28 protein-coding genes and 1 pseudogene are annotated in these 26377 nt (G+C 72.0%); 17 read left to right on the plus strand and 12 right to left on the minus strand.

The genetic code is table 11. The features are described from left to right. The first annotated feature begins 58 nt into the window (after nucleotides 1-58). A complete protein-coding gene (locus LL648_RS03850) occupies nucleotides 59-601 on the plus strand; it encodes a TetR/AcrR family transcriptional regulator (RefSeq protein WP_232660996.1) in 543 nt (180 codons plus the stop codon). Here LL648_RS03850 and LL648_RS03855 read toward each other — a convergent pair. Continuing rightward, the gene (locus LL648_RS03855) at nucleotides 585-1325 is read right to left on the minus strand and encodes an SDR family oxidoreductase (RefSeq protein WP_232660997.1); all 741 of its coding nucleotides are present in this window, start codon (nucleotides 1323-1325) and stop codon (nucleotides 585-587) included. The genes LL648_RS03850 and LL648_RS03855 overlap by 17 nt on opposite strands. A gap of 382 nt (nucleotides 1326-1707) precedes the next feature. Here LL648_RS03855 and LL648_RS03860 point away from each other — a divergent pair, with 382 nt between their 5' ends. After that, complete coding sequence (locus LL648_RS03860) at nucleotides 1708-2505, plus strand: SDR family NAD(P)-dependent oxidoreductase (RefSeq protein ID WP_232660998.1); 798 nt, start codon at nucleotides 1708-1710, stop codon at nucleotides 2503-2505. Between the two features lie 67 nt (nucleotides 2506-2572). Here LL648_RS03860 and LL648_RS03865 read toward each other — a convergent pair whose 3' ends face one another. Both LL648_RS03865 and LL648_RS03870 read right to left on the minus strand, forming a co-directional pair. Continuing rightward, nucleotides 2573-3088, minus strand: a complete 516-nt coding sequence (locus tag LL648_RS03865; RefSeq protein WP_232660999.1) for a COG4315 family predicted lipoprotein — start codon at nucleotides 3086-3088, stop codon at nucleotides 2573-2575. A 152-nt stretch (nucleotides 3089-3240) separates the two neighbouring features. Further along, complete coding sequence (locus tag LL648_RS03870) at nucleotides 3241-3894, minus strand: DUF1707 SHOCT-like domain-containing protein (RefSeq protein ID WP_308190237.1); 654 nt, start codon at nucleotides 3892-3894, stop codon at nucleotides 3241-3243. A gap of 102 nt (nucleotides 3895-3996) precedes the next feature. Between LL648_RS03870 and LL648_RS03875 the strand changes: the two genes are divergently transcribed. From LL648_RS03875 to LL648_RS03885, 3 genes are read left to right on the plus strand one after another with little or no spacing between them, the layout of a single operon-like run. Then, nucleotides 3997-4365 (plus strand): YciI family protein, encoded by a 369-nt coding sequence (locus LL648_RS03875; protein ID WP_232661001.1) that lies wholly within the window; start codon nucleotides 3997-3999, stop codon nucleotides 4363-4365. After that, on the plus strand, nucleotides 4350-5603 hold the full coding sequence (locus LL648_RS03880) for an RNA polymerase sigma factor (protein WP_374111978.1): 1254 nt from the start codon (nucleotides 4350-4352) through the stop codon (nucleotides 5601-5603). Before LL648_RS03875 ends, LL648_RS03880 begins: the two co-directional genes overlap by 16 nt. A 58-nt stretch (nucleotides 5604-5661) precedes the next feature. Continuing rightward, nucleotides 5662-6363, plus strand: a complete 702-nt coding sequence (locus tag LL648_RS03885) for a DUF3159 domain-containing protein (protein ID WP_308190238.1) — start codon at nucleotides 5662-5664, stop codon at nucleotides 6361-6363. Here the strand turns inward: LL648_RS03885 and LL648_RS03890 are convergent. After that, nucleotides 6282-6551: pseudogene (locus LL648_RS03890) on the minus strand (winged helix-turn-helix transcriptional regulator); the annotation flags it as partial. The gene LL648_RS03885 and the pseudogene LL648_RS03890 sit on opposite strands and share 82 nt — an antisense overlap. Before the next feature lie 93 nt (nucleotides 6552-6644). Between LL648_RS03890 and LL648_RS03895 the strand changes: the two are divergent. Then, nucleotides 6645-7217, plus strand: a complete 573-nt coding sequence (locus LL648_RS03895) for a carboxymuconolactone decarboxylase family protein (protein WP_232661003.1) — start codon at nucleotides 6645-6647, stop codon at nucleotides 7215-7217. Here LL648_RS03895 and LL648_RS03900 read toward each other — a convergent pair. Continuing rightward, the gene (locus LL648_RS03900; RefSeq protein ID WP_232661004.1) at nucleotides 7198-7788 is read right to left on the minus strand and encodes a TetR/AcrR family transcriptional regulator; all 591 of its coding nucleotides are present in this window, start codon (nucleotides 7786-7788) and stop codon (nucleotides 7198-7200) included. The genes LL648_RS03895 and LL648_RS03900 overlap by 20 nt on opposite strands. Before the next feature lie 77 nt (nucleotides 7789-7865). On the opposite strand from LL648_RS03900, the gene LL648_RS03905 reads away from it, so the two are divergent. After that, a complete protein-coding gene (locus LL648_RS03905) occupies nucleotides 7866-8717 on the plus strand; it encodes an alpha/beta fold hydrolase (protein ID WP_232661005.1) in 852 nt (283 codons plus the stop codon). Between the two features lie 63 nt (nucleotides 8718-8780). Here the strand turns inward: LL648_RS03905 and LL648_RS03910 are convergent, their stop codons facing one another. After that, entirely contained in the window at nucleotides 8781-9548 is a 768-nt protein-coding gene (locus tag LL648_RS03910; RefSeq protein ID WP_232661006.1) for a TetR/AcrR family transcriptional regulator, read from the minus strand. 74 nt (nucleotides 9549-9622) lie between these two features. On the opposite strand from LL648_RS03910, the gene LL648_RS03915 reads away from it, so the two are divergent. From LL648_RS03915 to LL648_RS03925, 3 genes are all read left to right on the plus strand, one after another. After that, a complete protein-coding gene (locus LL648_RS03915; protein ID WP_232661007.1) occupies nucleotides 9623-10501 on the plus strand; it encodes an ATP-binding cassette domain-containing protein in 879 nt (292 codons plus the stop codon). After that, nucleotides 10498-11259: an ABC transporter permease gene (locus tag LL648_RS03920; protein ID WP_232661008.1), complete on the plus strand. Its 762-nt coding sequence runs from the start codon at nucleotides 10498-10500 to the stop codon at nucleotides 11257-11259. Before LL648_RS03915 ends, LL648_RS03920 begins: the two co-directional genes overlap by 4 nt. A 98-nt stretch (nucleotides 11260-11357) precedes the next feature. After that, nucleotides 11358-12074, plus strand: a complete 717-nt coding sequence (locus LL648_RS03925; RefSeq protein ID WP_232661009.1) for a sugar transferase — start codon at nucleotides 11358-11360, stop codon at nucleotides 12072-12074. A 55-nt stretch (nucleotides 12075-12129) separates the two neighbouring features. On the opposite strand, the gene LL648_RS03930 is transcribed toward LL648_RS03925, so the two are convergent. Then, entirely contained in the window at nucleotides 12130-12402 is a 273-nt protein-coding gene (locus LL648_RS03930) for a DUF1905 domain-containing protein (RefSeq protein WP_232661010.1), read from the minus strand. Between the two features lie 102 nt (nucleotides 12403-12504). Here LL648_RS03930 and LL648_RS03935 point away from each other — a divergent pair, with 102 nt between their 5' ends. After that, nucleotides 12505-13689, plus strand: a complete 1185-nt coding sequence (locus tag LL648_RS03935) for an aminotransferase class V-fold PLP-dependent enzyme (RefSeq protein WP_232661011.1) — start codon at nucleotides 12505-12507, stop codon at nucleotides 13687-13689. Here LL648_RS03935 and LL648_RS03940 read toward each other — a convergent pair. From LL648_RS03940 to LL648_RS03950, 3 genes are all read right to left on the minus strand, one after another. Then, nucleotides 13676-13906: a hypothetical protein gene (locus LL648_RS03940; protein ID WP_232661012.1), complete on the minus strand. Its 231-nt coding sequence runs from the start codon at nucleotides 13904-13906 to the stop codon at nucleotides 13676-13678. The genes LL648_RS03935 and LL648_RS03940 overlap by 14 nt on opposite strands. Nucleotides 13907-13973: 67 nt before the next feature. Next, nucleotides 13974-14507 carry a phosphotransferase-like protein gene (locus LL648_RS03945; RefSeq protein ID WP_232661013.1) on the minus strand — a complete coding sequence of 178 codons (534 nt, stop codon included), beginning with the start codon at nucleotides 14505-14507 and terminating at the stop codon, nucleotides 13974-13976. A gap of 11 nt (nucleotides 14508-14518) precedes the next feature. Continuing rightward, nucleotides 14519-14929 carry a MarR family winged helix-turn-helix transcriptional regulator gene (locus tag LL648_RS03950; protein WP_232661014.1) on the minus strand — a complete coding sequence of 137 codons (411 nt, stop codon included), beginning with the start codon at nucleotides 14927-14929 and terminating at the stop codon, nucleotides 14519-14521. Nucleotides 14930-14984: 55 nt separating this feature from the next. Here LL648_RS03950 and LL648_RS03955 point away from each other — a divergent pair, with 55 nt between their 5' ends. Next, nucleotides 14985-15476 (plus strand): hypothetical protein, encoded by a 492-nt coding sequence (locus tag LL648_RS03955; protein WP_232661015.1) that lies wholly within the window; start codon nucleotides 14985-14987, stop codon nucleotides 15474-15476. Between the two features lie 4 nt (nucleotides 15477-15480). Further along, the gene (locus LL648_RS44975) at nucleotides 15481-16266 is read left to right on the plus strand and encodes a CPBP family intramembrane glutamic endopeptidase (RefSeq protein WP_232661016.1); all 786 of its coding nucleotides are present in this window, start codon (nucleotides 15481-15483) and stop codon (nucleotides 16264-16266) included. Between the two features lie 27 nt (nucleotides 16267-16293). Here the strand turns inward: LL648_RS44975 and LL648_RS03965 are convergent, their stop codons facing one another. After that, nucleotides 16294-17166, minus strand: a complete 873-nt coding sequence (locus tag LL648_RS03965; protein WP_232661017.1) for an LLM class flavin-dependent oxidoreductase — start codon at nucleotides 17164-17166, stop codon at nucleotides 16294-16296. 60 nt (nucleotides 17167-17226) lie between these two features. Here LL648_RS03965 and LL648_RS03970 point away from each other — a divergent pair, with 60 nt between their 5' ends. Beyond that, on the plus strand, nucleotides 17227-20301 hold the full coding sequence (locus LL648_RS03970; RefSeq protein ID WP_232661018.1) for a BTAD domain-containing putative transcriptional regulator: 3075 nt from the start codon (nucleotides 17227-17229) through the stop codon (nucleotides 20299-20301). 31 nt (nucleotides 20302-20332) lie between these two features. Continuing rightward, on the plus strand, nucleotides 20333-21859 hold the full coding sequence (locus LL648_RS03975) for an MFS transporter (RefSeq protein WP_232661019.1): 1527 nt from the start codon (nucleotides 20333-20335) through the stop codon (nucleotides 21857-21859). 213 nt (nucleotides 21860-22072) lie between these two features. On the opposite strand, the gene LL648_RS03980 is transcribed toward LL648_RS03975, so the two are convergent. Further along, a complete protein-coding gene (locus tag LL648_RS03980) occupies nucleotides 22073-23332 on the minus strand; it encodes a M18 family aminopeptidase (protein ID WP_232661020.1) in 1260 nt (419 codons plus the stop codon). Nucleotides 23333-23352: 20 nt separating this feature from the next. Here LL648_RS03980 and LL648_RS44980 point away from each other — a divergent pair, with 20 nt between their 5' ends. Then, nucleotides 23353-24762 (plus strand): GMC family oxidoreductase, encoded by a 1410-nt coding sequence (locus LL648_RS44980; RefSeq protein WP_232661021.1) that lies wholly within the window; start codon nucleotides 23353-23355, stop codon nucleotides 24760-24762. Next, entirely contained in the window at nucleotides 24763-26358 is a 1596-nt protein-coding gene (locus LL648_RS03990) for an AMP-binding protein (protein WP_232661022.1), read from the plus strand. It abuts the gene before it with no gap. Nucleotides 26359-26377 lie beyond the last annotated feature (19 nt).

A 26377-nucleotide genomic window follows, 5' to 3' on the forward strand; every position in this document is an offset into this window, starting at 1 on the left:
TTACCTACCGCAAGGCAAGTAGACAACCGGACGGCAGGCAAGGAGGTAGCATCACCGGATGCCGCGCCTGAACGCCGACACCCGCGCCGAGATCCGCGCCGCCGCGCTGGAGCTCTTCGCGCAACGCGGGTTCGTGCGCACCAGCCTCCGCGAGATCGCGGAGCAGCTCGGCATCACCAAGGCGGCGCTCTACTACCACTTCTCCTCGAAGGGCGAGCTGATCAGCGAGCTGGTCGCGCCACTGGTCGAGGACCTCGAGACGTTCCAGAAGCGGGCCGCGGAGTACAGCGCCGGCGACGACCCGCGCCCGCTGCTGGAGACCTACTTCGACCTCTGCCACCGGCACCGGATGCTGTTCCTCGGGCTGGTGCAGGACGCCGGCGTCGCGGCCGAGCTCGAGGCGCTGACCACGATCATCCACAAGCGCACGGAGGTCGACGCGGTACTGGTGGGCAGCACGGAACCGGCCGACCTGGTGCGCGCGACCGTCGCGCTCGGCGGCCTTCAGGACTGCGTGGTGATCTTCCCGGACGAGCCGGCCGAGGTGATCAAGGAAGCGGCGGTCGGCGCGGCGCTGCGCGCGCTCATCCTCGACCGATGAACGGCATCCCGCTCGCGGTGATCGTCATGAACTGGACGTTCGCGTCGAGCGGCAGGCGGGCCATCATCACTACGGCCTCCGCGACGTGCGTGACGTCGAACGTCGGCTCGGGGCGCACCGACCCGTCGGCCTGACGTGCGCCGACCGCGATACCGGCCGTCATGTCCGTCGCCGCGTTGCCGATGTCGATCTGGCTGCACGCGATCCGGAACGGGCGGCCGTCGAGCGAGAGCGACTTCGTCATACCGGTGATCGCGTGCTTCGTCGAGGTGTAGGCGGCGCTGCCGGGCCGCGGCGCGTGGGCGGAGATCGAGCCGTTGTTGATGATCCGGCCGCCGCTGGGGTCCTGCCGCCGCATGGCGGCGAAGGCGGCACGGGCGCAGAGGAACGAGCCGGTCAGGTTGGTGGCGACCGTCGTCAGCCAGCCGTCGACGGGGATCTCGTCGACCGTCCCGGCCGGGCCGAACGTGCCCGCGTTGTTGAAGAGCAGGTCGACGCGACCCCACCGCTCCTGGATCGCGGCGAACAGCGCGGCGACGGACGCCGGGTCGGTGACGTCGGTCACGACGGCGAGCGCGGCGTCCCGACCTGCCCGCACGTCCTCCAAGGTCTCGGCCCTGCGGCCGGCCAGCGCGACGCCGTAGCCGTCGGCGAGCAACGCCTCCGCCACCGCACGCCCGATCCCGGACCCGGCGCCGGTCACGACGGCTACTTTCTGCGTCATGCCGAGGAGTCTGCCGGAAAAAGGGGCGGACGCCGCCGCGAGGAGTTGCGGCTCCTCGTGGCGGCGCCCACAAAGGCACCAGACATCGGGTTACCAAGCGTGCAATTTTCGCCGTGAATTGTGGTCTCGGCGGCAACGGACGACTACCGCCCGCTGACGCAGACCCACGGCGTTTCAGCCTCATCGCGGCATGCCCCGCGTGGGTGCCCGGTGCTCGTGCCGGGGAACGCCATCGGGAGGACGGACCTTCTCTGCCGATCCGGCCTTGGCCAATCGGTGTTCCCGTACTCCTCTGTGTACCCGGTCACACCGGTTCGGGCAAGGGTCGACGGCCTGGTCATCGCCCAGTGAAATTGCCGGTTCCGCGGCTACGGTGGGAGCAATGGATCTCCAACTGATCGGCAAGCGCGCCATCGTCACCGGTGGTAGCAGGGGCATCGGGCTCGCGGTGGCCGAGGCGCTCGCCGCTGAGGGCGCCGACATCGCGCTCGTCGCCCGCAATCCGGAGTCGCTCGACGCCGCTGCGCGTCAGGTCGCGGCGCACGGCACCCGCGTGATCGGAGTGGCCGCCGACACCACGAACGACGAGGAGGTGCGCGCCGCCGTCGCGACGGTCGTCGAGCGGCTCGGCGGGGTCGACGTGCTCGTGAACGCCGCCGCCCGGCCCGCCTCGGCCGCGCCGCAGAGCCCGGCGAGCGCGACGGCCGACGACACGGTGCGCGTGGAGCTGGAGACCAAGCTGCTCGGCTACCTCCGCTTCGCGCGTGCGGTCGCGCCGCACATGGTGGAGCAGGGCTGGGGCCGGATCATCAACATCAGCGGGCTCAACGCGCGCATGTCGACGTCGCTCGTCGGCTCGGTGCGCAACGTCGCGGTCGCAGCGATGACCAGTGCGCTCGCCGACGAGCTGGGACCCAAGGGGGTCACGGTGACCGTCGTGCACCCGGGGGTGACCGTCACGGAGCGGACGCCGCAGATCATCGCCGACATCGCGGCGGCCCGCGGGCTGAGCCACGAGGCGGCCGAGGAGGCGCTGGTCGCCGGGAACGCCACCGGCCGGCTCATCACCGCGGCCGAGGTCGCCGACGTCGTGACGTTCCTGGCCTCGCCGCGCAGCGTCGCGATCAACGGCGACGCCGTCGCCGTGGGCGGCGGCGCGCGCGGCGCCACCCACTACTAGACCGTCGACAACGACGTTTTGGCTGTTGTTAGCGCTCACAAACAGCCAGAACGTCGTTGTCGACGCGCTACTGGCTGGGGGCTTTTGCTTTGTCGCCCGTCGGGGTCACCGCCCACCAGGTGCCGCCCTCGCCGTGGTGGCCTGCCGTCTCCAGCCCACCGGTGTCGTCGCGGTGGCGGTAGAGCGGCCAGCCGGCGAGCGTGAGCTGGGTCGAGCCGTCGGCCCGCTGGACCGTGCCGACCGCCGCCTTCGCGACGCCGAGCAGCTCGGGCTCCTGGCCGGGCTCGACGGTCAGCGGCTGCCAGGTCTCCGCGCACGGGCCGGCGCAGTTCGAGGTCGGCGGTGCGGAGCTGTCGGCGTCGGAGCGGTACACCAGCCGTCCGGCGCCGTCGGTGGCGATGACGCCGAGGGGGCCGCTCTGCACGGCGTAGAGGGCGGGCAGCACGACCCCGTTGCCGCCGTGCCCACCGTGGCCACCACCACCGCCATCGGCGGACGCGGCTGCCGGGGCAGGGGCCGGGGGATCGGCGGCACCGCCGCACCCGGCGAGTACGAGCAGCGCTGCGAGCAGCAGGAGACGCATGGGCTCCACCGTGCCCCGCCGCCATCGGGAAGGACCCCGTCCGTCGACGTCCGGCACACATTTCGCTGCGAACGCACGAACTTCCCCACCGTTTGGCCTACTTGCACACCTCCGAGGGCGTGCAGGTTGGCAAAACGGTGGGGAAGTTCGGGTCAGTCGTCGTCGTCGCGGTCGCGATCCCGGTCGCGGTCGTTGTCCTGCGGCCTCGGCTCGCCCTGCCGCATGACGTCGAAGCTGCCGAACATGCCCTTCGCGTCGACGACGACCTCGCGCTGGCCGGCCGCGGGTGTGCAGGCGAGGTCGCAGTGGGTGCTGCCGAAGATCGTCACGCCTTCGGTGCGCGCGTAGGTGTCGGGCGGGATGATCACCGTCGTCTCCCCGAACAGCGTGCCGACCTCGACCCGGTCGTCACCGGGCGCGACCACGACCGGACGGTCCCCGAAAATCGTCAAGCCGTCGGCGGCGCCGACCACCCTCGTGCCCGCGAAGACGACACCCGCGATGACCGCGAGCCCGAGCACCCCGGCGCCGAGGCGTTGGCGCATCGGCACCACCGGACGAGCGGGCTTCGCGACGGCTGCGGGTTGTTGGGCCGCCAGCACGCCGGTGGCGTTCGGCAGGTCCCTGATCAGCACGTCGAGCTCGCTGCGGGTGCGCGCCGCCCAGCACTTCGCCGCTCGCTCGTCGTACTCGGTGAGGGTGAGAACGCCGTCGCCGTGCGCTGCCTGGAGCAGGGAGTCCACCTCTCGGCGTTCCTTGTCACCGACACGGATCTCTGGCAGCGGGGGTTCCACGGCGTCCATCATCGCCTAAGCGGAAGCGGAAGGTCTCCGGGCGATCCCTGGTTTCTGTCGATCCGGGCGGCGGCCGTTCGTGTAGGGGGTGCACCTACCGACGAGAGGACCACGATGACCCAGTACCTGCTCAGCATCTACCAGCCCGACGGCCCCGCCCCCGACCCCGAGTTCCTCGAACCGGTCATGCGCGACGTCGAGACGTGGAACCGCGAGGTGCGGGCGGCGAACGCCTGGGTGTTCAGCGGTGGCCTGCACCCGGCGAGCACCTCGACCGTCCTGCGGGTGAAGGACGGCGACGAGCTGATGACCGACGGCCCGTTCACGGAGGGCAAGGAGCACCTCGGCGGGTTCACCGTGATCTCCGCGCCCGACCTGGACGCGGCGCTCGGGTGGGCGCGCAAGCTCGCGGCCGCGACGACGCTCCCGATCGAGGTGCGGCCGCTCTTCGACGATGCCGACGGATCGTGCGAGGGCTCGTGATCGAACGGATCTACCGCGAGGAGTACGGCCGCGCGGTGGCGGTGCTGACCCGCGTCTTCGGCGACATCGACATCGCCGAGGAGGCGGTGCAGGAGGCGTTCGCCGCCGCCGTGCAGCGCTGGCCGCACGACGGCCTCCCGCCCAGCCCGGCCGGCTGGATCATCACGACCGCCCGCAACCGGGCCGTCGACCGGTTGCGGCGCGAGTCGAAGCGCACCGAGCGGCACATCGCGGCGATGTCGCTCGATGCCGCTGCTCCCACGGAGACAGAAGCGGAAGCGAATGCGGAGGAGGGACCCGTGCAGGACGACCGGCTCCGCATGATCTTCACCTGCTGCCACCCGTCGCTGGCGCCGAACGTGCAGGTCGCGCTCACGTTGCGGCTGCTCGGCGGCCTCACCACCGCGGAGATCGCACACGCGTTCGTCGTCTCCGAGGCGACGATGGCGCAGCGGCTGGTCCGGGCGAAGGGCAAGATCCGGGCGGCGCGGATCCCGTATCGCGTCCCCTTCGAGGCCGACCTGCCGGATCGGGTCGGCGGGGTGCTCCGCACGCTGTACCTGATCTTCAACGAGGGCTACACGGCCAGCGCGGGCGACCGGCTCGTCAGGGACGACCTCTGCGCGGAGGCGATCCGACTCGCCCGGCTGCTCGCGCAGCTCATGCCGGACGAGCCGGAGGTGCTCGGCCTGCTCGGACTCATGCTGCTGATCGACTCGCGACGGGCGGCCCGCACCACGGCGGACGGCGAGCTGGTGGTGCTCGCCGAGCAGGACCGCCGGCTGTGGGATCGGAAGCTGATCGAGGAAGGGCACCGGATCGTCCGCGCCTGCCTGCGCCGCGACCGGCCCGGCCCGTACCAGCTCCAGGCCGCGATCAACGCCGTCCACGCGGACGCGCCGGCAGCCGAGGAGACCGACTGGCGCCAGATCCTCGCCCTCTACGACCAGCTGCTGCGGTTCACGCCGACGCCGGTCGTCGCGCTGCACCGCGCGGTGGCACTGGCCGAGGTCGAGGGGCCCGCCGCCGCGCTCGCGGTCGTCGAGGCGCCGGACGTGGCCGGGCCGATGGCACGACAGCATCTGCTGCACGCCGTGCGGGCCGATCTCCTGCGCAGGTCCGGACGCCCGGCCGAGGCCGCCGACGCGTACCGCGCCGCGCTCGACCGGGCCGACAACGCCGCGGAGCGGACCTTCCTGGAGGGCAGGCTCGCGGACCTGCATCCGTCGATCGGTTGATCCAGCTCGGTCCGACCGAAGGATCCGGAGACGGCACGGCTGCGGCAACACTCCACGCATGGCCCGTTCGGATCTCCTGGTCTCGGCGCTACCGCCCACCACGTTCGTGCTGGTCAACTCGATGTTCGGGTTGACGGCCGGCATCGTCGCCGCCCTCGCGGCCGCCGTGGGGACGGTGGTGCACCGCGCAATGCGGCGGCTGGCGCTGCAGCCCACGATCGGCGGGTTCGTCGGTGTCGGCATCTCGGGGTTCGTCGCCTACCAGACCGGAACGGCAACGGGTTACTTCCTCACCGACATCTGGACCGGCACCATCTGCTTCTGCGTGCTCGTCGTCTCGATCCTGGTGCGGTTCCCGCTGGTCGGCGTCATCTGGAGCGTCATGAACCGGGCGCCGATGCACTGGCGGCGCCACCGCGGGGCGCGGTTCGCCTACGACGTCGCGACCGCGTCGGCAGCGGTGATCGCGGGCGCCCGGGTCGTCGTGCAGACCTGGCTGTACGGGGAGGACCTCGCCGGCTGGATGGCGGCCGCCAAGATCGCGATGGGCGTGCCGCTGTCGGCGGTCGCGCTCGGGATCGCGGTGTGGGCGGTGCGGCGCGCGGACCGTCAGCTCTCGACCTCGGCCCACTCCCGCGACCAGCGGTCGAGCGGCTCGATCGCGGTGCTGAGCGAGCCGCCGATCGGCGTCAGCTCGTACGAACCCTCGGAGGAACGCGCGAGCAGTCCAGCCGACTCCAGCTCGCGCAGCCGCTCGTAGAGCACGGAGGACGAGAGGCCGTCGCATCGTGCGAGCAGGGCACGGGGCCCGAGCGGGCCGTCCCGCAGCTCCCAGAGCACCCGCAGCGCCCACCTGCGGCCGAGCAGGTCGAGCGCCGCCATCAGCGGGCGTCCGGTGGTGGATCCGCGCACCGGTCGCCCCGGCCTCGGCACTTCCGATCGGCCCATGTGATCACCGTCTCGAACCGTGTGGCGTTGCTGGAACCGAAACGATACCGTCGTTCTGGTTTCCGAAACGAACGAGTCGACCAGGAGGACCCAGTGCCGCAGCGCATCTCACCGCTGTCCGAGCCGTACGCCCCGGAGGCCGCCGCGCACCTCGCCGCGATGATGCCACCTGGCGAGGAGCCGATCCGGCTCTTCCGGACGTTCGCCAAGAACCTGCCGATGACGGCCGGGCTGCGGCCCTGGGGCGAGTACTACCTCAGCAAACAGCTCGCCCTGACCATGCGCGACCGCGAGCTGATCATCGACCGCACGACGGCGTGGTGCAGCTGCGAGTACGAGTGGGGCGTCCACATCGCGCGCTTCGCCGATCGCGTCGGGCTCACCGGAGAGCAGGTCGCCTCGCTGACCTACGGCGTACCGGGCGACCCGTGCTGGAGCCGGCACGATGCGATCGTGATCGAGGCCGTCGACTCGCTGCTCGCGACGTCGGCGATCGACGACTCGCTCTGGTCGGCGCTCTCGGTGGAGCTCGACGAGCCGCAGATCCTCGACCTGTGCCTGCTGACGGGCTGGTACCAGGCCATCAGCTACGCGGCCAACGCCGCGGGTGTCGAGCGCGAGCCGTGGGCGCCGCGGTTCGACGACGTCAGGCGAACAAGCGCGTGAGCAAGGTGTCGAGCGCGGCCTGACCACGTGCGACCGCCGCGCGGGTGTCGTCGGAGCGGGTGATCAGCAACGCGGCCTCGCTCGCGGCGGCCAGCACCATGTGCGCCATCACGTCCACCTGCGCGGGCTCGATCCGCCCAACCGCTGCGATCCGCTCGATGTTCAGCCGCAAGCCGCTGAGCAGGTACTTCTCGTCCAGCTCGCGCCAGCGCGTCCAGCCCAGTACGGCCGGCGGGTCGAGCAGGACCACCCGTTGGACGTCGGTCTCGAGGATCGAGTCGAGCCACGCCGCGCACCCCGCACGCAGGCTGGCGACCGGATCGGCGGCCTTCGCGCGCGCGGCCTTCGCGACCTCCTGCGCGATCCGCGCGATCTCCCGCTCCAGCACCGCGTCGAACAGGGCCTCCTTCGACGCGAAGTGGTGGTAGAGCGCCCCGCGCGCGACGCCGGCGGCTTCCAGCACCGCGCCGATCGACGTCCCGTCGTACCCGTGCTCACCGAAAAGGCCGCGCGCCACGGCCACCAGACCCTCGCGGGTGGTGCGGCCGCGCTCCACTCGTCCGTCGACCATGCCGGGACTCTAGACCAACCGACTGTCGGTCTGTTAGAAATCAGACCGACAGTCGGTTGGTTTTTCAGGAGGCACCCGTGACCCGCTCCGCACTCACCGCCCCGCCACTCCGGACCATCCACCCGGCCACCGGCCCCGCCATCGCCTACCGCGAGCTCGGCGAAGGTCCCGCCGTGCTGCTCGTGCACGGCTGGCCGACGTCGTCACTGCTCTGGCGCGCTGTCATGCCGGCGATCGCCCAGCGCAACCGCGTGATCGCGATCGACCTGCCCGGGTTCGGCGGATCCGGGAAGCCGACGAACGCCAAGTACGACTTCGAGTTCTTCGACGGCGCCATCACCAACCTGCTCGCCGAGCTCGACGTCGCCGAGGTCGCCATCGCGGGCCACGACATCGGCGGGCCGGTCGCGCTGCACTGGGCGATGGCCAATCCGGCCCGCGTGACCGGGATCGCACTGCTCAACACGCTCGTCTACCCGGAATTCTCGGCCGCGGTGATCAAGTTCGTGCTCACGATGCGCGTGCCGATCTCGCGCGACCGCGCGACGTCACCGGAGGGGCTCGCCGACATCATGCGGCTCGGCGTCGCGGAGTCCTTCACCCTTCCCGACGAGGTGATCGCCGCCGTCCAGGAGCCGTTCGGGACGAAGGCCGACCGGCTCGCGCTGGCCAGGGCCGCGACCGGACTGGGCAAGCGCGGATTCGCCGAGATCGCGGCCGGGCTGCCGAAGTTGCAAGTGCCCGTCGAGGTGATCTACGGCGCGCAGGACCGGATCCTGCCGGACGTCGCGGTCACGATGAGCCGCGTCAAACGCGACCTGCCGAGCACGCAGATCACCGTGCTCCCCGACTGCGGACACTTCCTGCAGGAGCAGCAGCCGGAGCAGATCGGCGAGACGCTGGCCGCCTTCTTCGCCCACCTCGACTGAGCGAGCGAGCAAACTTCCCCACCGTTTTGCCTACCTGCACGGCCTCGCGGGCGTGCAGGTTGGTCAAACGGTGGGGAAGTTTGGCTTCCGCTTGACGATGAGGGCCTCCAGCCCGTCGAGGATGCGGCCGAGGCCGAAGTCGAGGATGAACTCGTCGCCGTCGTCGCTCGTCGCCTCCGCCGGCATCTCGAACAGCCGGCCGGACATGACGAGCGCGTGCACGGCGGGCAGCCGATCCGGGCCGGTCAGTGTGCGCAGGCCCGCCTCGAAGTCGACGTCGACGTTCTCGTTCTGCGGCGACGCCATGTCGCCGATCATCGCCGCCGTCGCGGCCTCGTTGCGTGCGTAGCCGCTGAGCAGCAGCATCGTCGAGAGCTTCTCGAACGGTTCGAGCGGCAGGTCGGTCATCACCGCGAGCGCCCAATCCATCCACTTGAGGCTCTGCGGCATCAACGGCGGGGTGGAGAGCGGGATCTCCAGCACCCACGGGTGCTTCAAGTGCGCCTCCAGCAGGCCGCGCATGAAGAGCACCATCCCGTCCCGCCAGCCGAGCGAGCTCGGGGATGTGGCCGGCGGCTCGCCGTACGCGGTGTCCTGCATATGGACGAGCAGCGCGTCCTTCGAGCCGACGTGGCGGTAGAGCGCCATGGTCGCGAAGCCGAGCTCCTTCGCCACCCGCGCCATGGAAACGGCGGCCAGCCCGTCGGCGTCGGCGATCCGCACGCTCGCCTCGACGATCCGCTCGAGGCTCAGCTCGGGACGGGCCTCGCGCTGCCGATCCTGGGCGGCCCACGCCGCTCGGGCTTCCGGCGGGATCGGGGAGCTGCTCACGACGGATGTGTACCACACACGCTGCTGCGTATGCTATACACGCTGCGTACGTCATACACATCGAAGGAGCGGCGATGCCTGTCGTGGAAACCAGCAATCTGCAGAAGTCGTTCGGGGACCATCGGGTGCTCGACGGCGTCGACATCTCTGTGGCGGAAGGCACGGTCTTCGCGCTGCTCGGCCCGAACGGCGCCGGCAAGACGACGGTGGTCAACATCCTCAGCACGCTCGTGCGCGCCGACGGCGGATCGGCGAGCGTCGCCGGCCACGACGTCGCTCGCGAGCCGGTCGCGGTGCGCGCGGCGATCAGCGTCACCGGCCAGTTCTCGGCGGTCGACGCCCTGCTCACGGGCCGGGAGAATCTGACGATGATGGCGCGGCTGAGCCGCGTCCCCCGCCACGAGATCGGCGCTGTCGTCGAGAAGGCGCTGGCGCGCTTCGACCTCGTCGACGCCGCCGACCGCCGGTCCGGCAGCTACTCGGGGGGCATGGCCCGCCGGCTCGACATCGCGATCAGCATGCTGGCGATGCCCCGCGTGCTGTTCCTCGACGAGCCGACGACCGGCCTCGACCCGCGCAGCCGCCAGGGCGTCTGGGAGTTCGTGCGCGAGCTCGTCGGCGAGGGTGTGACCGTTTTCCTCACGACCCAGTACCTCGAGGAAGCCGACCGCCTGGCCGACCGGATCGCGTTGCTCGACGGTGGCCGCATCGTCGCCGACGACGCACCGGCCGCGCTGAAGCGCCTCGTGGGGAGCGACATCGTGGAGGCGACGTTCGCCGACGGGCGGGTCGCCTGCTACCCCACCGACGGGTCGCTCGACGACATCAAGCGCACGATCCTCGGCCTCGAGGACGCCACGCACGTGACCGTCCGGAACCCGAGCCTCGACGACGTCTTCCTCACCCTCACGGGAAAGAGCCCGAAGCAGGTCACGGGAAAGGTCGCAGCATGAGCGCCTACGCGCTGACCGACAGCTCGGTCATGATCGGCCGCAGCCTGCGGCACACCACCCGCAACTTCGACAGCCTCTTCATCGGGATCTTCTTGCCGGTGATGTTGCTGCTGCTCATGACGACGGTCTTCGGCGGCGCCGTGAGCGGGACCGCGGGCGACTACGTCACCTACGTCGTGCCGGGAGTGCTCCTGCTCTGCGCGGGCTACGGCGCGTCGATGACGGCCATGAGCGTCACGACGGACATGAAGGAAGGCATCGTCGACCGGTTCCGCACGATGAACGTGCTCCCGTCGGCCGTGCTCACCGGGCACGTGGTCGCGAGCGTCGCGCGCAACCTCGTCTCGGTCGGGATCGTGATCGCCACGGCCTACGCGATCGGGTTCCGGGCGGCGGCGGGGCCGCTCGGCTGGCTCGCCGCGATCGGCCTGATCGTGCTGCTCATCTTCGCGATGTCCTGGGCGTCGGCCGCGTTCGGCCTGGTCGCGAAGACCCCGGAGGGCGCGTCGAGCTTCGGGTTCTTCCTGCTCTTCCTCCCGTACCTGTCCAGCGCGTTCGTCCCGATCGACACGCTGCCGGGCTGGTTGCAGCCGATCGCGACCGCGCAGCCGTTCACACCGCTCAACGAGAGCATCCGCGGGTTGCTGCTCGGCAACCCGATCGGCAACAGCGGCTGGGCAGCCGTCGCTTGGTGTCTCGGCATCCTGGTCGTCTCGGGGTTCACGGCGTCCGCACTGTGGCGGCGCACCCGGCGTTGACGCCTCGACGGAGTGATCGCGAACGGTGTGTTCGCGATCACTCCGAAAGATTTCAAGAAGCCGTGCAACCCCCCTGCGACCCGAGCGTCTGTATGGGTATGACCGCTGTGTCGCCACTGCCGATGGTCGTCGCCTTCCAGGCCGACGTCACACCTGCACCTGAGCTGCACCCCGCCATGGCCGAGGTCGAGGCGATCGCCGCGGGCGAGGGCAGCGCCGTGGAGTTCGGCCCTGCCAACGGTGGCAAGTTCAGCCGCGCGGTCAAGAGGGGCATCGACATCACCGGTGCGCTCGTTGGTCTCCTGCTCACGCTGCCCGTGCTGCTCGCCGTCGCGATCGCGGTGCGCATGGAGGGCGGCCCCGGCGTGATCTTCCGCCAGCACCGGGTCGGCCAGGGCGGCGAGATCTTCACGCTCTTCAAGTTCCGCTCGCTCAAGCCGGTTGCCGACGAGGGCGACGTCACCTGGAACATCGACCGCGACAACCGCCTCGGCCGGGTCGGGCGCTTCATCCGCGCCACCAGCGTCGACGAGCTGCCGCAGCTGGTCAACGTGCTGATCGGCGACATGAGCCTCGTCGGCCCGCGGCCGGAGCGCCCGTTCTTCGTCGACCAGTTCTCGGCGTCGATCCCCGGCTACGCGCAGCGCCACCGCGTCCCGGTCGGCCTCACCGGCCTCGCGGTCGTGAAGGGTCTTCGCGGCGACACCTCGATCCCGGACCGCGCGAAGGTCGACAACGACTACGCGAACACCTGGTCGCTGTGGCTCGACATCCAGATCATGCTGAAGACCGTGCGGTACCTCATCTCGCACTGATCTCCACGCGCGAAAGGGCCGTCGCACTCCGGTGCGGCGGCCCTTTCGGCGTTCTTCAGCTGAACCGCTGCTCCAGCCGGAACGTCACCTGCTCGCCCGCCGAGCTCTTGCCGATCAGCTTGCAGAGCGCGGCCCTGACCGGGAGCCAGTGCGGGCCGCTGCCCGAGGGCATGAGCGTGGCGGCGAAGGGATGGCCGTCGATCGTTCCGCCGACCTTCACGGCGCGCCGGGTGCCGAGCAGCTCCGCGGAGCCGGGCACGGTCACGTATGTGGCGAACGATCCGTTCTTCTCCAACGGCGCGGTGAAGGTGTGGTCGAGGCCGGTCATGGCGCTCTCCTCTCGTGGGTTCGTCGAGTAGGACGGCCCCCACGGCGCGGAGTCATCGCGATCGCCGGGTGTATTTGTGCGGCCGGGCGGGAACTGGACGTCATGGACGTCATCGCTCTGCGGGCGGCGACCCCTGGTTGTGCCCACCGCCTGCACCTGAACAACGCGGGCGCCGCGCTCATGTCGAGCGACACCCTCACCGCGATGACCGACCAGCTTGACCTCGAAGCGCGGATCGGCGGGTACGAGGCGGCCGAGCAGGCGCAAGGACGGATCTCCGACACCTACGCCGGGCTCGCCGAGCTCGTCGGCGGACGGCCGTCCGAGATCGCGCTGTTCGACAACTCGACGCACGCGTGGAACGCGGCCTTCTACTCGGTGCCGCTGCGGCCGGGCGACCGGATCCTGACCGGACGCAACGAGTACGGCAGCAACGTCCTGGCCTACCTGCAGGTCGCGCAGCGCACCGGCGCCGAGGTCGTCGTCGTGCCGGACGACGAGTCGGGCCAGATCGACACGCGGGCGCTGGCCGGGATGATCGACAGCCGGACCCGCCTGATCGGGCTGACCTGGGTGCCGACGAGCGGCGGCCTGGTCAACCCGGCCGCGGAGGTCGGACGCATCGCGCGCGACGCCGGCCTGCTCTACCTCCTCGACGCCACCCAGGTGGTCGGACAGTTCCCGATCGACGTCGGCGCGCTCGGCTGCGACCTGCTGACCGGGACCGGCCGGAAGTTCCTCCGCGGCCCCCGCGGCACGGGCTTCCTGTGGGCCCGCGAGGACGCGCTCGACCGGCTCGACCCGTTCGTCGCGGAGATCCGCTCCGCCGAGTGGGACGGCGGCCGCTCCTTCACCTGGGCCCCGGGCGCCCGCCGCTTCGAGACCTGGGAGAACAGCTACGTCAACATCATCGGCCTCGGCGCCGCCGTCCGGCAGGCCCTCGCACTGGGGCTCGACATGATCGGCCGGCGAACCCGCGCGCTCGGCGCCATGCTGCGCGACCGGCTGGACGCGCTCGACGGTGTGCTCACCCACGACCTCGGGGTCGAACGCTGCGCGATCGTCACCGCGGCCGTCGAGGGGCATCCCGCCGTCGAGGTCGCCAAGGCGCTCGCCGCCGAGCGGATCAACGTCAGCACCACGATCCCGGAGCACAACCAGTTCGACACCGAGAACCGCGGCGTCCACCCGCTCGTGCGGTTCTCACCGCACTACTTCACGACGGAGGCGGAGCTGGACCGGTGCGTCGAGGTGGTCGCCGGGCTGCCGAGGATCACGCGTAGTTGAACCACCATCGCTTGTCGTTCTCGTAGCAGTCGCTCACCCAGTACCGGCCCTCGTACTTGGCCCGCACCTCGTAGCACTCCGCGGACGACCACCACGGGCCGATGCGACCGCCGGCCGCCGCGACGTCGTCCTGCGCGACAGCGACCGACACGGTCGGCACCATCGCACCAGCCACGACCGTCGCGACCACGGCCGCCCGCCTCACCGTTGTGAACACATGCGCCTCCAGAGGTGGATCGATTCAGATTCGGTAAGGAAACGTACCACAAGTGGAGCAGGTGGGTCTAGCCGTCGATCTCGGACTCGGCCTGGCCGGCCAGGATGCGATCGACCGTCTCCTCGACCGTCAGCTCCGAGGTGTCGAGCCACAGCCCGATGCGCGGCGTCTCGTCGCGGAGGATCCGGTCGAGCGCGTCGACGGTCCACCGGTCGTACGCGACCTTCCCCCGACCGGACTCCCGGGCCGCGACGGCGTCGGGACGGGGAGCGAGCACAACCAGGTGCAGGGGCCGGGCCCGGATGGCGGCGAGGGTGTAATTCAAGAACTCGCCGAGGAACACGTCCTGGACGACCGGCGTGACCCCGGCCTCGGCGTACGTGTTGCAGGCCTGCGCCGCGAGCCGGTGGCGCAGGCGCAGCTGGTGCTCGGCCTCGGCCGACCCGGCGGGCCCCATGTCCACGCGCCCGTTGACGATCCAGCGGCGGAACAGGTCGCCGTGGACGTGCGCCGCCGGGCCGTCGAGCCGTTCGGCCAGCCGCTGCGCCACGGTCGACTTCCCCGCGGCCTGGACGCCGGTGATCACGTACACCGACCGCACGGCGGCACCCCCTACAGCGCTTCGAGCAGCTTCCGCGTGTCGCGAGCGTAGTCGGCGTAGGAGACACCGCTGCGCTCGACGAGCGCGGCGAACCGCTGCTCCAGCAGCGTCCGGCAGCGCTCGACGATCTCCTTGCCCTCGACCGTGAGGCTCAGCCGGCGCCGGTTGCCGCCCGCGGGGTCGGGCAGGGCGTCGAGCAGGCCCGTCCCGACCAGCACGCCGGTCATCCGGCTCGCCGACGGCTCCGAGACGCCCAGCTCTTCCGCCACCGCCCGCTGGGTGGCCGCACCGAGCCGTCCGACGATCAGCAGCAGCCGGAAGCGGCGGTACGAGATGCCGTAGCCGTCTTGCAGGATGCGGTCGGCCGAGCGGTCGAGCTTGGCGGTCAACGCATGCAGGTCGAAGCTCAAATCTCCTGGCACCACCTAACATTAGCATGCTAACTTGCACTTCTAAGTTACCTGCGGAGGTGCAACGATGGCCCACACCGTCCTCCTCGTCGTCCACATCGTCAGCGGGACCGCCGGGCTGGCGCTCGGGCCGTTCGCCATGCGCCAGGACGGGCTGCGGTTCGCGCGCGGCGAGCGCACGACCGGCCGGCTGACCTCGATCTACCTCGCCGTGGTGGTCGTCGTGTGCGTCTCCGCGACCGGGCTGGTGATCGACAGCCGGCCGGATCTCTGGTGGCTCGTCCCGGTGGCCGCGCTGACGGTCGGGCTCGTCGTGCTGGCCGTCGAGTCGGCCCGGCGCCGCTTCGCGGGCTGGACCCACGGCTACGTGCACGGGATGGGCGGCTCGTACATCGCGCAGGTCACGGCGCTGGTCGTGGTGGCGCTCGTCGTCGACGGGCCGGTGCGCGGCGTGGCCGAGCTGGTGCCGTGGCTCGCGCCGACGGCCGTCGGCACCGTCCTGATCGAGGTGTGGCGGCGCCGTTTCTTCCCGGCTGCGGCCGAGCCGAGCCGGCGCTGATCACGTGCGGCTCGCGGCGTTCGTCGCCCTCGCCTTCGGCTGGTCGTGGGCGTGGTGGCTCCCGCTGACGATGGCCGGCCGGCCGATCGGTTTCGGCGAGTTCGACCTGGCGTACGTCGCCGGCATCCCGGGGCCGCTTTTCGCCGCCGTCGTGGTCACCGCGGTGACGGACGGCCGCACCGGCCTCCGCGAGCTGGCCGGACGGCTCTCGGCGCCGCTGCGCTGGTGCGTGGTTGCGGTCGTCGCGCCGGCTGCGCTGCTGGCGCTGGTGCTGGCCGGCACGGCGATCGCGGGCGTCCCGCTGCCGGCCCCCTCGGCGTTCGGGGTGGCGCCAGGGCTCCCGGTGATGCCGGTGCTCCTGCTGTGGATCTACGCCGTGGTGTGGAACGGGCTCGGCGAGGAGGTCGGCTGGCGCGGCTGGCTGCTGGCACAGCTGCTCGGGCGATTCCGGCCGCTGCCGGCCACGTTGATCGTCTCGCTGATCTGGGCGGCCTGGCACCTCCCGCTGCTGCCCGTGCTCACCAGCTTCGCCGTGATGTCGCACCCGGCGATGCTGCCGGTGTTCTGGTTCGGGCTGGCGTGCCTGTCGGTCGTGCTGACCTGGCTGTACCAGCGCAGCGGCAGCGTCACCCCGGCCGCGATCCTGCACGGGACCTACAACGTGGCCGCCGGAACGGCAGCCGCCCAGGCCGGCGTGAACGTCGCGTTCACGGTCGCGATCATGCTGGTGGCCGCGTGGCTGGCCACCCGCCCCGTCGACAACGACGAAATGGCTGTTTGTGAGCGCTAACAACAGCCAGAACGTCGTTGTCGACGGTCACGGCACGAGCGGGCGCACCTCTTGGGCCACGAAGCGGACGAAGCCTTCCGGGTCCGGTTCCGTCGACGTGTGCTGCAGGACGACGGTGTCGGCGCCGGCCTCGACGAGCCCCTTGACGGCGTTCGCGATCGACTGGGCGGTGACGCCATCGGCGAACTCCGGGATCGGCCGCTCGTCCCAGAGCCGCAGCTCGGCGTCGACCCGCTCGGTCGCGTCGGGGCCCGTGGCGGCGTGCAGGTAGGCGACGATCTCGTGCGGCTCGGTGCGGCCCGCCGCCGCCCGGCCCTCGTCGATCAGGGCCCGGGCCTTGCGCACGGTGTCGGGCCGGGTGCTCGCTTCGAGCACGGTCCCGTCGGCGACCTCGCCGGAGAGCCTCAGCGATCTCGGGCCGACCGCCCCGACGAGCACCGGCGGCGCGCTCGACGGCGGCCAGTCGAGCGCCACGTCGTCGAGCTTCACGTACCGGCCGTCGACGCTGACCCGCTCGCCGCGCAGCAGCGCCCGCATCGTCGTGAGGTGCTCGCGCAGCAACGTCATCGGCGACTCGGCGCGCACCCCCGACTGCGCCATCCACTCCTGGTTGCCGTGCCCGATCCCGGGGATGAACCGGCTGCCGAACATGCGGTGCAGGGTCGCGATCTCCATCGTCGTCATCGCGACGTTGCGCATCGGCGCGGGCGCGACACCGATGCCGACGCGGAGCCGCTCGGTCCAGGCCAGCGCGGCCGCCGCGCTGGCGAAGCCGCTCTGGAAGAAGCAGTCCTCCCACAACCACAGCTCCTCCAGCCCCGCGGCGTCGGCCGCGCGAGCGACGTCGCGCAGCCGCTCGGGAGGCAGCTGTGGCCGGTACATCGCGCCGAGAGCAGTCATGATCACTGCCTACCGGTCCGGCCGCCTCAGGACAACGGACATGTTTGGGATGATCTGGGTGTGCTGTTCGCCGTGCTCGGGCCGCTGGAGGTCAGCCGCGACGACGGCACACCCGTCGAGATCGGCGGCCCCAAGGTCCGCGCGCTGCTCGCGGCGCTGCTGCGCGAGCCGGGCGCCGTGATCGGCTTCGACCGGCTCGTCGACGCCGTCTACGCGGACGCGCCGCCGGCCGGCGCCACGAACGCGCTGCAGTCGCAGGTCACGCGGCTGCGCCAGGCGCTCGGCGCGGCCGAGCTCGTGGAGCGGCATCCCACCGGCTACCGGCTGGCGATCAGCCCGGAGCAGGTCGACGCCCACCGCTTCGAGCAGCTGCTCACGCAGGCCAGGAGCGATCCGGCGCCGGCGACCGTCCTGCGCGCCGCGCTCGCGCTCTGGCGGGCAGCCGCGTCGGACCAGCCCGACCTCGAAGAGCTGCGCGTCGAGGCCGTCGAGCGGCTGGCGGAAGTGCAGCTCGACGACGAGGCGACGCTCCCGCTCCTGCGGACGCTCGTCCGGCAGCACCCGCTCCGGGAGCGGCCACGGACATTGCTGGTCAGAGCGCTGCACAGGGCGGGGCGGGCGACCGAGGCGCTCGCCGAGTTCGAGACCGCCCGCCGCACACTCGCGGACGAGCTCGGCACCGATCCCGGGCCCGAGCTCGCCGACGCGCACCTCGACGTGCTCCGCACCCCGTCCGTCGCCGTTGTGCGGACGTTGCCGCTGCAGCTGACCAGCTTCATCGGGAGGGAGCAGGAGCTCGGGGCCGTCGGCCGGTTGCTCGCCGAGCACCGGATCGTCACCGTGACCGGCCCTGGCGGCGCCGGCAAGACCCGTCTCGCCTCGCAGCTCGCCGAGCAGCACGACGATGACGTCTGCTTCGTTGCGCTCGCGCCGCTCGACGGCGCGTCCGACCTGGCGCTCGCCGTGCTCGACACGCTCGGGCTGCGGGAGGGCGGGCTGCCGGGACGGCGACCCGCGAGTGAGGACCGTCCGAGCATCGACCGGCTGGTCGCGGCGATCTCCGGCCGAAAGCTGCTGCTCGTGCTCGACAACTGCGAGCACGTCGTCGACGCCGCGGCGCAGCTCGCGCACGCGGTCCTCGCGGCGTGCGCCGGCATCCGCGTGCTCGCGACCAGCCGGGAGGCGCTGCGGGTGCGCGGCGAGGTCGTCTGGCCGGTGCCTCGGCTCGCCGTTCCCGAGGGGCCTGCCGCCGACCCGCTGGCCTTCCCGGCCGTCCGGCTGTTCGCGGAACGAGCGGCGGCGGTGCGCCCCGGGTTCGTCGTCACGGCGGCGAACGCCGAGGTCGTCGTCGACATCTGCCGCGCGCTCGACGGGCAGCCGCTGGCGATCGAGCTGGCCGCCGCGCGGGTGAGCTCGCTCCCGCTCGACGAGATAGCAGCCCGGCTCGCCGGCACGGCCGACCGGTTCACGCTGCTCTCCCGCGGCCCGCGGACGGGCGAGGAACGGCACCGCACGCTCGCCGCCGTCGTCGAGTGGAGCTGGCAGCTGCTCGACGACGAGGAGCGCCGGTTCGCGGCCCGGTTCACCGTGTTCGCCGGCGGCGCAACGCTCGACGCCGCCACCGCCGTGTGCGGCGACGGGGACGTGCTCGCCGGGCTGGTCGACAAGTCGCTGATCGAGGTCGGCGCCGACGGCCGCTACCGGATGCTGGAGACGATCCGAGCCTTCTGCCTGCAGCAACCCGGCCACGAGGCCGCCGGGCGCGCACACGCCGAGCACTTCCTGCGGATCGCGGCACTCGCCGACCCGCACCTGCGGACGGCCGACCAGCTCGACTGGCTCGCGATGCTGCACAGCGAGCACGACAACCTCGTTGCCGCCGTGCGGTGGACCCTGCGCAACGACGAGGAGCTGGGCCTTCGCCTGTTCTCGGCGCTCGCGCAGTACTGGTGGCTCGCCGGGCGCAAGAGCGAGGGCGCTGCGCTCGCAATGGGGTTCGTGGAGCAGCTGCGGTTCGCGGAGTTGCAGCCACAGCTGCACGAGGAGTACCTGGCCGTGGTGAGCCATGCCGCCACCGGGGGTGTCCCCTCCGACGCCTTGCGCGAACCGCTCGCCCACGCCCACAAGATCGTGAACAGGCTGTCGGACGTGCCGCGCCAGCCGTTCCTGATGTTGTTGTGGGGCGCCGTGCGCGGGCTGCCGCGCAGCGACGACCTGGCGCAGCAGCTCCTGATGCGCGACGCGGTCGCGGCCTCCCATCCGTGGAGCGGCGCGCTCAGCCGGCTCGGGCACGGCATCCTCGCGATGTACCGCGCCGAGATGGACAAGGCCCGCGTCGAGATCACGGAGGCGGTCACCGCGTTCCGCTCGATCGGCGACCGGTGGGCGCTCGCGCTGGCACTCTCGGAGCTCGCTGCGCTGCGGAGCTGGCTTGGTGAGTGGGACGAGTCGCTCGCACTCACCGACGAGGCGATGACGTTGATGGCGCAGACCGGCGCGACCGAGGAGACGGCGGAGCTGCGCAGCCGGAGGGCCGATACGTTCCGGCGATCCGGCGATCTGGGCGCGGCAGCCGCGGAGTTCAGGCACTCGCTCGACATCGCACGCCACACCGCGGCACCGGACATGGCCTCGCTGGCCGTGGCCGGGCTCGCCGACGTCGCACGCCAGGAAGGGCGCACCGCCGAAGCCGCTGAGCTCTACCGGGACGCGCTGGCCGGCTGCCCGTCGGGTCTGTTCAGCTCGGAGGAGATCCGTGCGCGGATCCATCTCGGGCTCAGCGCGCTGGCACTGACGGCAGGGAACCGGACGGCGGCCGAGGAACAGCTCCGAGGTGCTGTTGCGTCCGCGATGAGAACGTCCAACCTGCACGTCGTCGCGCTCGTGGCGGAGGCGACCGCGGGCGTCGCGCTGCTCGACGGTGATGCCGAACGGGCCGCGACGCTGCTCGGGACGGGGCACGCGCTGCGCGGCATCCCGATCGCGGGTGATCCCGACCGCGCCCGCCTGCTCGACGAGTGCACGTCCCGGCTGGGCGCGACGCGGTGCGCGGTGGCCTACGCCCGCGGCTCCTCGCTGTCCAGGACGCAGGCGCTGACCAGCGTCGGGGTGGAGCCGTCAGCGCTCGGTGCGTGATCGGTGCGCGGCACCGCGCACGCTGCCCGGCATGACTGATGCGTTGGTGGACGACGCCACCCCGAAGGCCGGACGGCGGGTCTGGCTCGGACTCGTCGTGCTGCTGCTGCCGAGCCTGCTGGTCTCGATGGACATGTCCGTGCTGTTCTTCGCGCTCCCCGCGCTTGCGGCCGACCTGGCGCCGTCGAGCTCGCAGCAGCTGTGGATCGCCGACATCTACGGGTTCCTGCTGGCCGGGCTGCTGGTCACGATGGGCTCGCTCGGCGACATCATCGGGCGGCGCAGGCTGCTCATGATCGGCGGAGCGGCGTTCGGCGCGGCTTCGGTGCTGGCGGCCTTCGCGTCGAGCGCCGAGATGCTGATCGGCGCACGGGCGCTCCTGGGCGTCGCGGGCGCGACCCTCGCGCCCTCGACGCTTTCCTTGATCCGCTCGATGTTCACCGACGACCGGCAGCGCACCACGGCGATCGCGATGTGGACGGCGGCGTTCGCGGGCGGCTCGCTGGTCGGCCCGGTGATCGGCGGGATCCTGCTGGAGCACTTCTGGTGGGGCTCGGTGTTCCTGATCAACGTGCCAGCGATGGTGGTGCTGCTGGTAGCGGGCCCGCTGCTGCTCCCCGAGCACCGCGGAACCGGCACCGGCAAGTTCGACATCACCAGCGCGGTGCTCTCGCTCGCCGCGGTGCTGCCGGTGATCTACGGGATCAAGAAGACCGCTGAGGACGGCCTGACCCTCGCCAACGGCGTGGCGGTGGTGGTCGGCCTCGCGTTCGGCGCGGCGTTCCTGCGACGGCAGCGGCGGCCCGACACGATGATCGACCTCACGTTGTTCCGCCGCCGGGAGTTCGCCGTTTCGATCGGGACGAACATGCTGACCCTGTTCGCGATCATGGGCTTCGGCATCGCGTCGTCGCAGTACATGCAGCTCGTGCTCGGGTTCAGCCCGTTCGTCGCCGCGCTGTGGAGCGTGCCGATGTTCGTGGCGATGATGATCGGGACGGTCGTCGCGGCCGTGGCGACCCGCTGGACCCGCCCGGCCTACGTGGCGGGGGGCGGGCTGGTCGTCGCGACGTGCGGGTTCGGCTGGCTGTCCCAGCTGCAGATCGACAGCAGCATCGGGATGCTGGTCGGCGCCAGCTCGCTGATGGCGTGCGGGATCGGGCTCGTCGCCGCGCTGGCGACCGACCTCGTGCTGGCCAGCGCACCGCCGGAACGCGCAGGCGAGGCGTCGTCGCTCTCGGAGACCGGGGCGGAGTTCGGCGCGGCGCTCGGCATGGCGGTGCTGGGCACGGCCGGCGTTGCGGTCTACCGCGGCGAGCTGGCGGCCACGATGCCGGCCGGCGTGCCCGCCACGGCCGCGGAGGTGGCGACCGACACGCTCGGCGGGGCGGTCGACGTGGCCGGCGGGCTGCCGGCGGCGATCGGCGAGCCGCTGCTCGAAGCCGCCCGCCTCGCGTTCGTCAGCGGGGTGCAGGTGACAGCGGTGGTCGGGGCCGTCGTCGTGGGGGCGGCCGCGGTGCTGGCGACCGTCATGCTCCGACACGTGCAGCCGCGCTGACGCCTGCGCCGAAGGTCAGGAAAGCCACTTTCATGCAACGTCGTTGCATGAAAATGCCTTTCCTGACGTCCTCCAGCGGAGCGGGGCCCCTCGCGGAGCGGGTGGCGATGCCCCCGGCTACCGCCACCCGCCATGGATCATGAGTGCGGGAGGCAGCGCGTAGATACGTTCTCTTCGGATCAAATCCGATTCGGGCGGATCAGATCGGGCGGATCAGATCGGGTCGGAGAGGAACGCCGTCGCCGCCGCGGCGAGGTGGGCCGGGTCGCGCACCCCGCACAGCTCTCGCGCGGAGTGCATCGACAGCACGGGGATCCCGACGTCGACGGTCCGGATGCCGAGCCTCGTAGCGACGATCGGGCCGACCGTCGTCCCGCACGGGACGGTGTTCTTCCCGACGAACACCTGGGTCGGCACTCCGGCGTCGCGGCACGCGCGCTGCCACGCGGCCGCGCCCGGCGCGTCCGTCGCGTAGCGCTGGTTCGCGTTGACCTTGAGCGTCGGGCCGTGGTTGGGCAGCGAGCGGTGTCCGGGGTCGTGGTTCTCGAGGTAGTTCGGGTGCGCGGCGTGCGTGACGTCGACCGAAAGGCACCGCGAGCCGGCGAAGGCCGCACCGCGCGCGTCGAAACCGCCCGCGACCTTCGTCAGCACCGTCTCCAGCAACGGGCCGGCCGCGCCGGTCGCCGACTCGCTGCCCGTCTCCTCGTGGTCGAACCCGACGAAGACCGGGATCACGTCGAGATCACGAGCGGCGGCGGCGAGCAGCGCGCCGATCCCGGCGTGCACGGAGACGAGGTTGTCCAGCCGGGGAGCCGCGAGCAGCTCCTCCTCCTCACCGAGGAGAGCAGGCGGGTTGACGTCGTGCACCACGAGGTCGTGCGCGGCGATCTCGTCGGGGTCGATGCCGGCCTCGCTGGCCAGGAACTCCAGCAGGTCGCCCTCCGCGGGCGCGCCGAGACCCCAGATCGGCAGCAGGTGCTGCTGCGCGTCGAGGGTGAGGCCCTGGTTGACCTGCCGGTCGAGGTGGATCGCGAGCTGCGGCACCCGCAGCAGCGGCCGGTGCACGTCGACGAGCACGGTGCTGCCGTCGTAGAGCGCGAGCCGGCCGGCGAGACCCAGGTCGCGGTCGAGCCACGAGTTCCAGAGCGGCCCCCCGTAGACCTCGACGGCCACCTGCCGCCAGCCGCCGCGGCCGGTATCGGGCACCGGCTTGACCTTGAGCGTCGGCGAGTCGGTGTGCGCCGCGAAGATCCGCATCGGGGTGTCGGGCGCGGCCGTCTCCGGGACGAACCAGGCCAGCAGCGTGCCGTCGCGCTGGAGGTAGCGCCCGCCCGATCCGCCGTCCCACGGGCCGGCGAGGTCCTGCTCGGTGAAGCCGGCCTCCTCCAACCTTCGGGCACCTTCCGCCGCCGCGTGGTACGGCGTGGGCGCTGCGGTGATGAAGGCGGCGAGGTCGTGCACGAGATCGTCCATCGGGTGCCATCCTCCCTCACGTGGTCGACACGGTTGTGGTGGGCGCGGGCTCGGCGGGCTGCGCGTTCGCCGCACGCGTGGGCGGGGACGTCCTACTGCTGGAAGCGGGGCCCGCGGACTGGGCGCCCGAGCTGCGGCGCGCGTCGTCGCTCGCGGCGAGCCGGCCGAGCCATCCGCAGAACTGGGCGTTTGCGGCCGAGCTGCGCGCCGGCAGCCCGGCCGTCGTGCCGAGAGGGCGTGGGCTCGGCGGGTCGAGCGCGGTCAACGGCGCCAACTGGATGCGCCCGACCCCCGCCGACGGTTGGGCGTGGGACGAGCTGCTGCCGCACTTCGTCGGCTCGGAGACGGATCTCGACATGTCCGGCCCACTGCACGGGGCGCATGGCCCGATCCCGGTCGGGCGCCCGTCCGGCGCGTTGCTGCATCCCGCTGCCGAGCGGTTCGCCGAGGCCGCGCGCCGGCTCGGCTACGCCGAGGAGCCCGATAAGAACGCCGGAGCACCGCCGGGGTACGGGCTGGTGCCCGGCAACGTCGTCGACGGCATCCGGGTCGACGCCGCCACCGCCTACCTGAGGGACGTGCCCGGGTTGCAGATCCGCACGGGAGCCACCGCCGCGCGGATCGTGCTCGACGGCACGCGTGCCGTCGGCGTCGAGCTCGTCGGCGGGGGCCTGGTCGAGGCGGGCGAGGTGGTGCTGGCCGCCGGCGCCATCGGCACGGCGCACCTGCTGCTGCGTTCCGGCATCGGGCCGGCCGACGACCTGCGGGCCTGCGGGATCGAGGTCCGGCACGACCTGCCGGGCGTCGGGACGGGCTGGTCCGACCACCCCGCCGTCTTCCTGCCCTTCGCCGACACCGATCCGCCGGCGCATCCGGACGCGACGAACAGCCAGGTCGTGCTGCACCTCGACACCGGCGCCGACCCGGCCGGCGACGTCGAGGTGCTGCTGTTCGTCCGCCCGTTCGTGCCGGGCGGCGAGCTGCACCTGATGTGCGCCCTGCAGCAGCCGGAGAGCCGGGGCACGATCTCGCTCTCCCCCACCGGCCTGCCCGTGATCGGCTACCACTACCTGCGCACCGAGTCCGACCGGCGCCGGCTGCGCCACGCCATCCGGACCGCGGCCGAGCTGCTGCGCGCCGGGCTCGGGCGCCGCACCTCACCGGACGGCGCGGTGCTGGGGAACGACCGCACGCTCGACGGCTGGGTCGCCGCACACCTCACGACGTCGATGCACATGTGCGGCAGCGCGGCGCTCGGCAGGGTCGTGGATCCGCAGCTCCGCGTGCTGGGGCTGGCCGGACTGCGGATCGTCGACACGTCCGTCCTGCCGCAGGCGCCGCGCCGCGGGACGGCTGCCGCGGCCGTCGCTCTCGGTGAGAAGGCGGCCACGCTCGTCGATCCAGCGCCCGCTAGACGGCAGGATGGGTAGGTGATCGATGCCCTGATCGCCCGGTTCGCCGCCCCCGACGCCTGCGCCGCCGAGCTGCTCTGCGACACGCACCCCGAGGAGACGGTGGCGTTCACCGTCGTCGAGCGCGACCTCTCCACCCGCAATGTGACGTTCGGCGAGCTGCGCAGGGAGAGTGCCCGGTTCGCCTCGGCGCTCACCGACCTCGGGATCGACCAGGGCGACGCGGTCGGCGTGCTGATGGGCAAGTCGGTCGAGCTCGTGGTGGCACTGCTCGGGATCTGGCGGCGCGGCGCCGTGCACGTGCCGCTGTTCACCGCGTTCGCCCGGCCGGCGATCTCGCTGCGGCTGCTCGCCGCCGAGGCGAAGCTCGTCGTCGTCGACGCCGACCAGCGCGGCAAGCTGGCGGCAGGCGAAGGCATCCCGGCCGCGCCGTCGTGGCAGCTCGTCGTCGTCGGCGGTGAGCCGGGGCGCGGCGAGCACTCGTTCGACGCGCTGATGGCGGTCGCGGACGAGGACACGCAGGTCGCGACCGTCGGCGGCGACGGGCCGCTCGTGCTGCTCTTCACGTCGGGGACGACCGGCGACCCCAAGGGCGTCGCGGTGCCGCTGCGGGCAGTCGCGTCGTTCGTCGCCTACCTGGAGCTCGGGCTCGACGTGCGCACCGACGACGTCTACTGGAACGCGGCCGACCCGGGGTGGGCGTACGGGCTGTACTACGCGATCATCGCGCCGCTCGCGGCCGGGCGGCGCAGCGTCCTGCTGCGTGCCGGGTTCTCCGCGCCGCTGACCTGGCAGGTACTGGAGCGGTTGCGCGTGACCAACCTCGCCGCCGCGCCCACCGTCTACCGGGCCCTCGCGGCGGACGCCGACGGGCCGCCGGCCGGGCTCGCGCTCCGCCGGGCGTCGAGTGCGGGCGAGCCGCTGACCCCCGACGTCGTGGAGTGGTCGGCGGGCGCGCTGGGCGTCGAGGTCCGCGACCACTACGGACAGACCGAGCACGGCATGGTGATCGCCAACGGCTGGGCCGACGAGGTGCGGGCCGACGTGCTGCCCGGCTCGATGGGCAGGACGCTGCCGGGATGGAGCACGGCCGTGCTCGCCGACGACTCCGACCAGCCTGCGCCGCCGGGCGTGCAGGGCCGGGTCGCGATCGACGTGCCGGGCAGCCCGCTGCTGTGGTTCGGCGGCTACGCGGGCGACCCGGAACGCACCGCCGCCAGATACACGGCGGACGGGCGCTGGTACCTGACCGGCGACGCCGGCAGCGTCGACGAGAACGGCTACTACTTCTTCTCGTCGCGCGACGACGACGTGATCATCATGGCCGGCTACCGGATCGGCCCGTTCGAGGTCGAGAGCGTGCTCGTGCAGCACGAGGCGGTCGCCGAGGCCGCCGTCGTCGGGATGCCGGACCCGTTGCGCGGTGAGGTGCTGGAGGCGTTCGTCGTCCTCAAGCCCGGCACGGACCCCGGCCCCGGCTTCGGCGAGGAGCTGCGTCAGCTCGTCAAGACCCGGTTCGCCGCGCACGCCTACCCGCGCACCGTGCACATCGTCGACAGCCTGCCGAAGACGCCGAGCGGCAAGGTCCAGCGCTACGTCCTGCGCGGCCGCTGAACTTCCCCACCGTTTTGCC

It is taken from the genome of Pseudonocardia sp. TRM90224, from assembly GCF_021245725.1.
Classification (GTDB): Bacteria; Actinomycetota; Actinomycetes; order Mycobacteriales; family Pseudonocardiaceae; genus Pseudonocardia.

Excerpts from the sequence above, each read along its gene's own strand:
- LL648_RS03850 (WP_232660996.1), top strand. The coding sequence starts at position 59 with ATGCCGCGCCTGAACGCCGACACCCGCGCCGAGATCCGCGCCGCCGCG.
- LL648_RS03855 (WP_232660997.1), bottom strand. The coding sequence starts at position 1,325 with ATGACGCAGAAAGTAGCCGTCGTGACCGGCGCCGGGTCCGGGATCGGG.
- LL648_RS03860 (WP_232660998.1), top strand. The coding sequence starts at position 1,708 with ATGGATCTCCAACTGATCGGCAAGCGCGCCATCGTCACCGGTGGTAGC.
- LL648_RS03865 (WP_232660999.1), bottom strand. The coding sequence starts at position 3,088 with ATGCGTCTCCTGCTGCTCGCAGCGCTGCTCGTACTCGCCGGGTGCGGC.
- LL648_RS03870 (WP_308190237.1), bottom strand. The coding sequence starts at position 3,894 with ATGATGGACGCCGTGGAACCCCCGCTGCCAGAGATCCGTGTCGGTGAC.
- LL648_RS03875 (WP_232661001.1), top strand. The coding sequence starts at position 3,997 with ATGACCCAGTACCTGCTCAGCATCTACCAGCCCGACGGCCCCGCCCCC.
- LL648_RS03885 (WP_308190238.1), top strand. The coding sequence starts at position 5,662 with ATGGCCCGTTCGGATCTCCTGGTCTCGGCGCTACCGCCCACCACGTTC.
- LL648_RS03900 (WP_232661004.1), bottom strand. The coding sequence starts at position 7,788 with ATGGTCGACGGACGAGTGGAGCGCGGCCGCACCACCCGCGAGGGTCTG.
- LL648_RS03915 (WP_232661007.1), top strand. The coding sequence starts at position 9,623 with ATGCCTGTCGTGGAAACCAGCAATCTGCAGAAGTCGTTCGGGGACCAT.
- LL648_RS03920 (WP_232661008.1), top strand. The coding sequence starts at position 10,498 with ATGAGCGCCTACGCGCTGACCGACAGCTCGGTCATGATCGGCCGCAGC.
- LL648_RS03925 (WP_232661009.1), top strand. The coding sequence starts at position 11,358 with ATGACCGCTGTGTCGCCACTGCCGATGGTCGTCGCCTTCCAGGCCGAC.
- LL648_RS03930 (WP_232661010.1), bottom strand. The coding sequence starts at position 12,402 with ATGACCGGCCTCGACCACACCTTCACCGCGCCGTTGGAGAAGAACGGA.
- LL648_RS03935 (WP_232661011.1), top strand. The coding sequence starts at position 12,505 with ATGGACGTCATCGCTCTGCGGGCGGCGACCCCTGGTTGTGCCCACCGC.
- LL648_RS03955 (WP_232661015.1), top strand. The coding sequence starts at position 14,985 with ATGGCCCACACCGTCCTCCTCGTCGTCCACATCGTCAGCGGGACCGCC.
- LL648_RS03965 (WP_232661017.1), bottom strand. The coding sequence starts at position 17,166 with ATGACTGCTCTCGGCGCGATGTACCGGCCACAGCTGCCTCCCGAGCGG.
- LL648_RS03975 (WP_232661019.1), top strand. The coding sequence starts at position 20,333 with ATGACTGATGCGTTGGTGGACGACGCCACCCCGAAGGCCGGACGGCGG.
- LL648_RS03980 (WP_232661020.1), bottom strand. The coding sequence starts at position 23,332 with ATGGACGATCTCGTGCACGACCTCGCCGCCTTCATCACCGCAGCGCCC.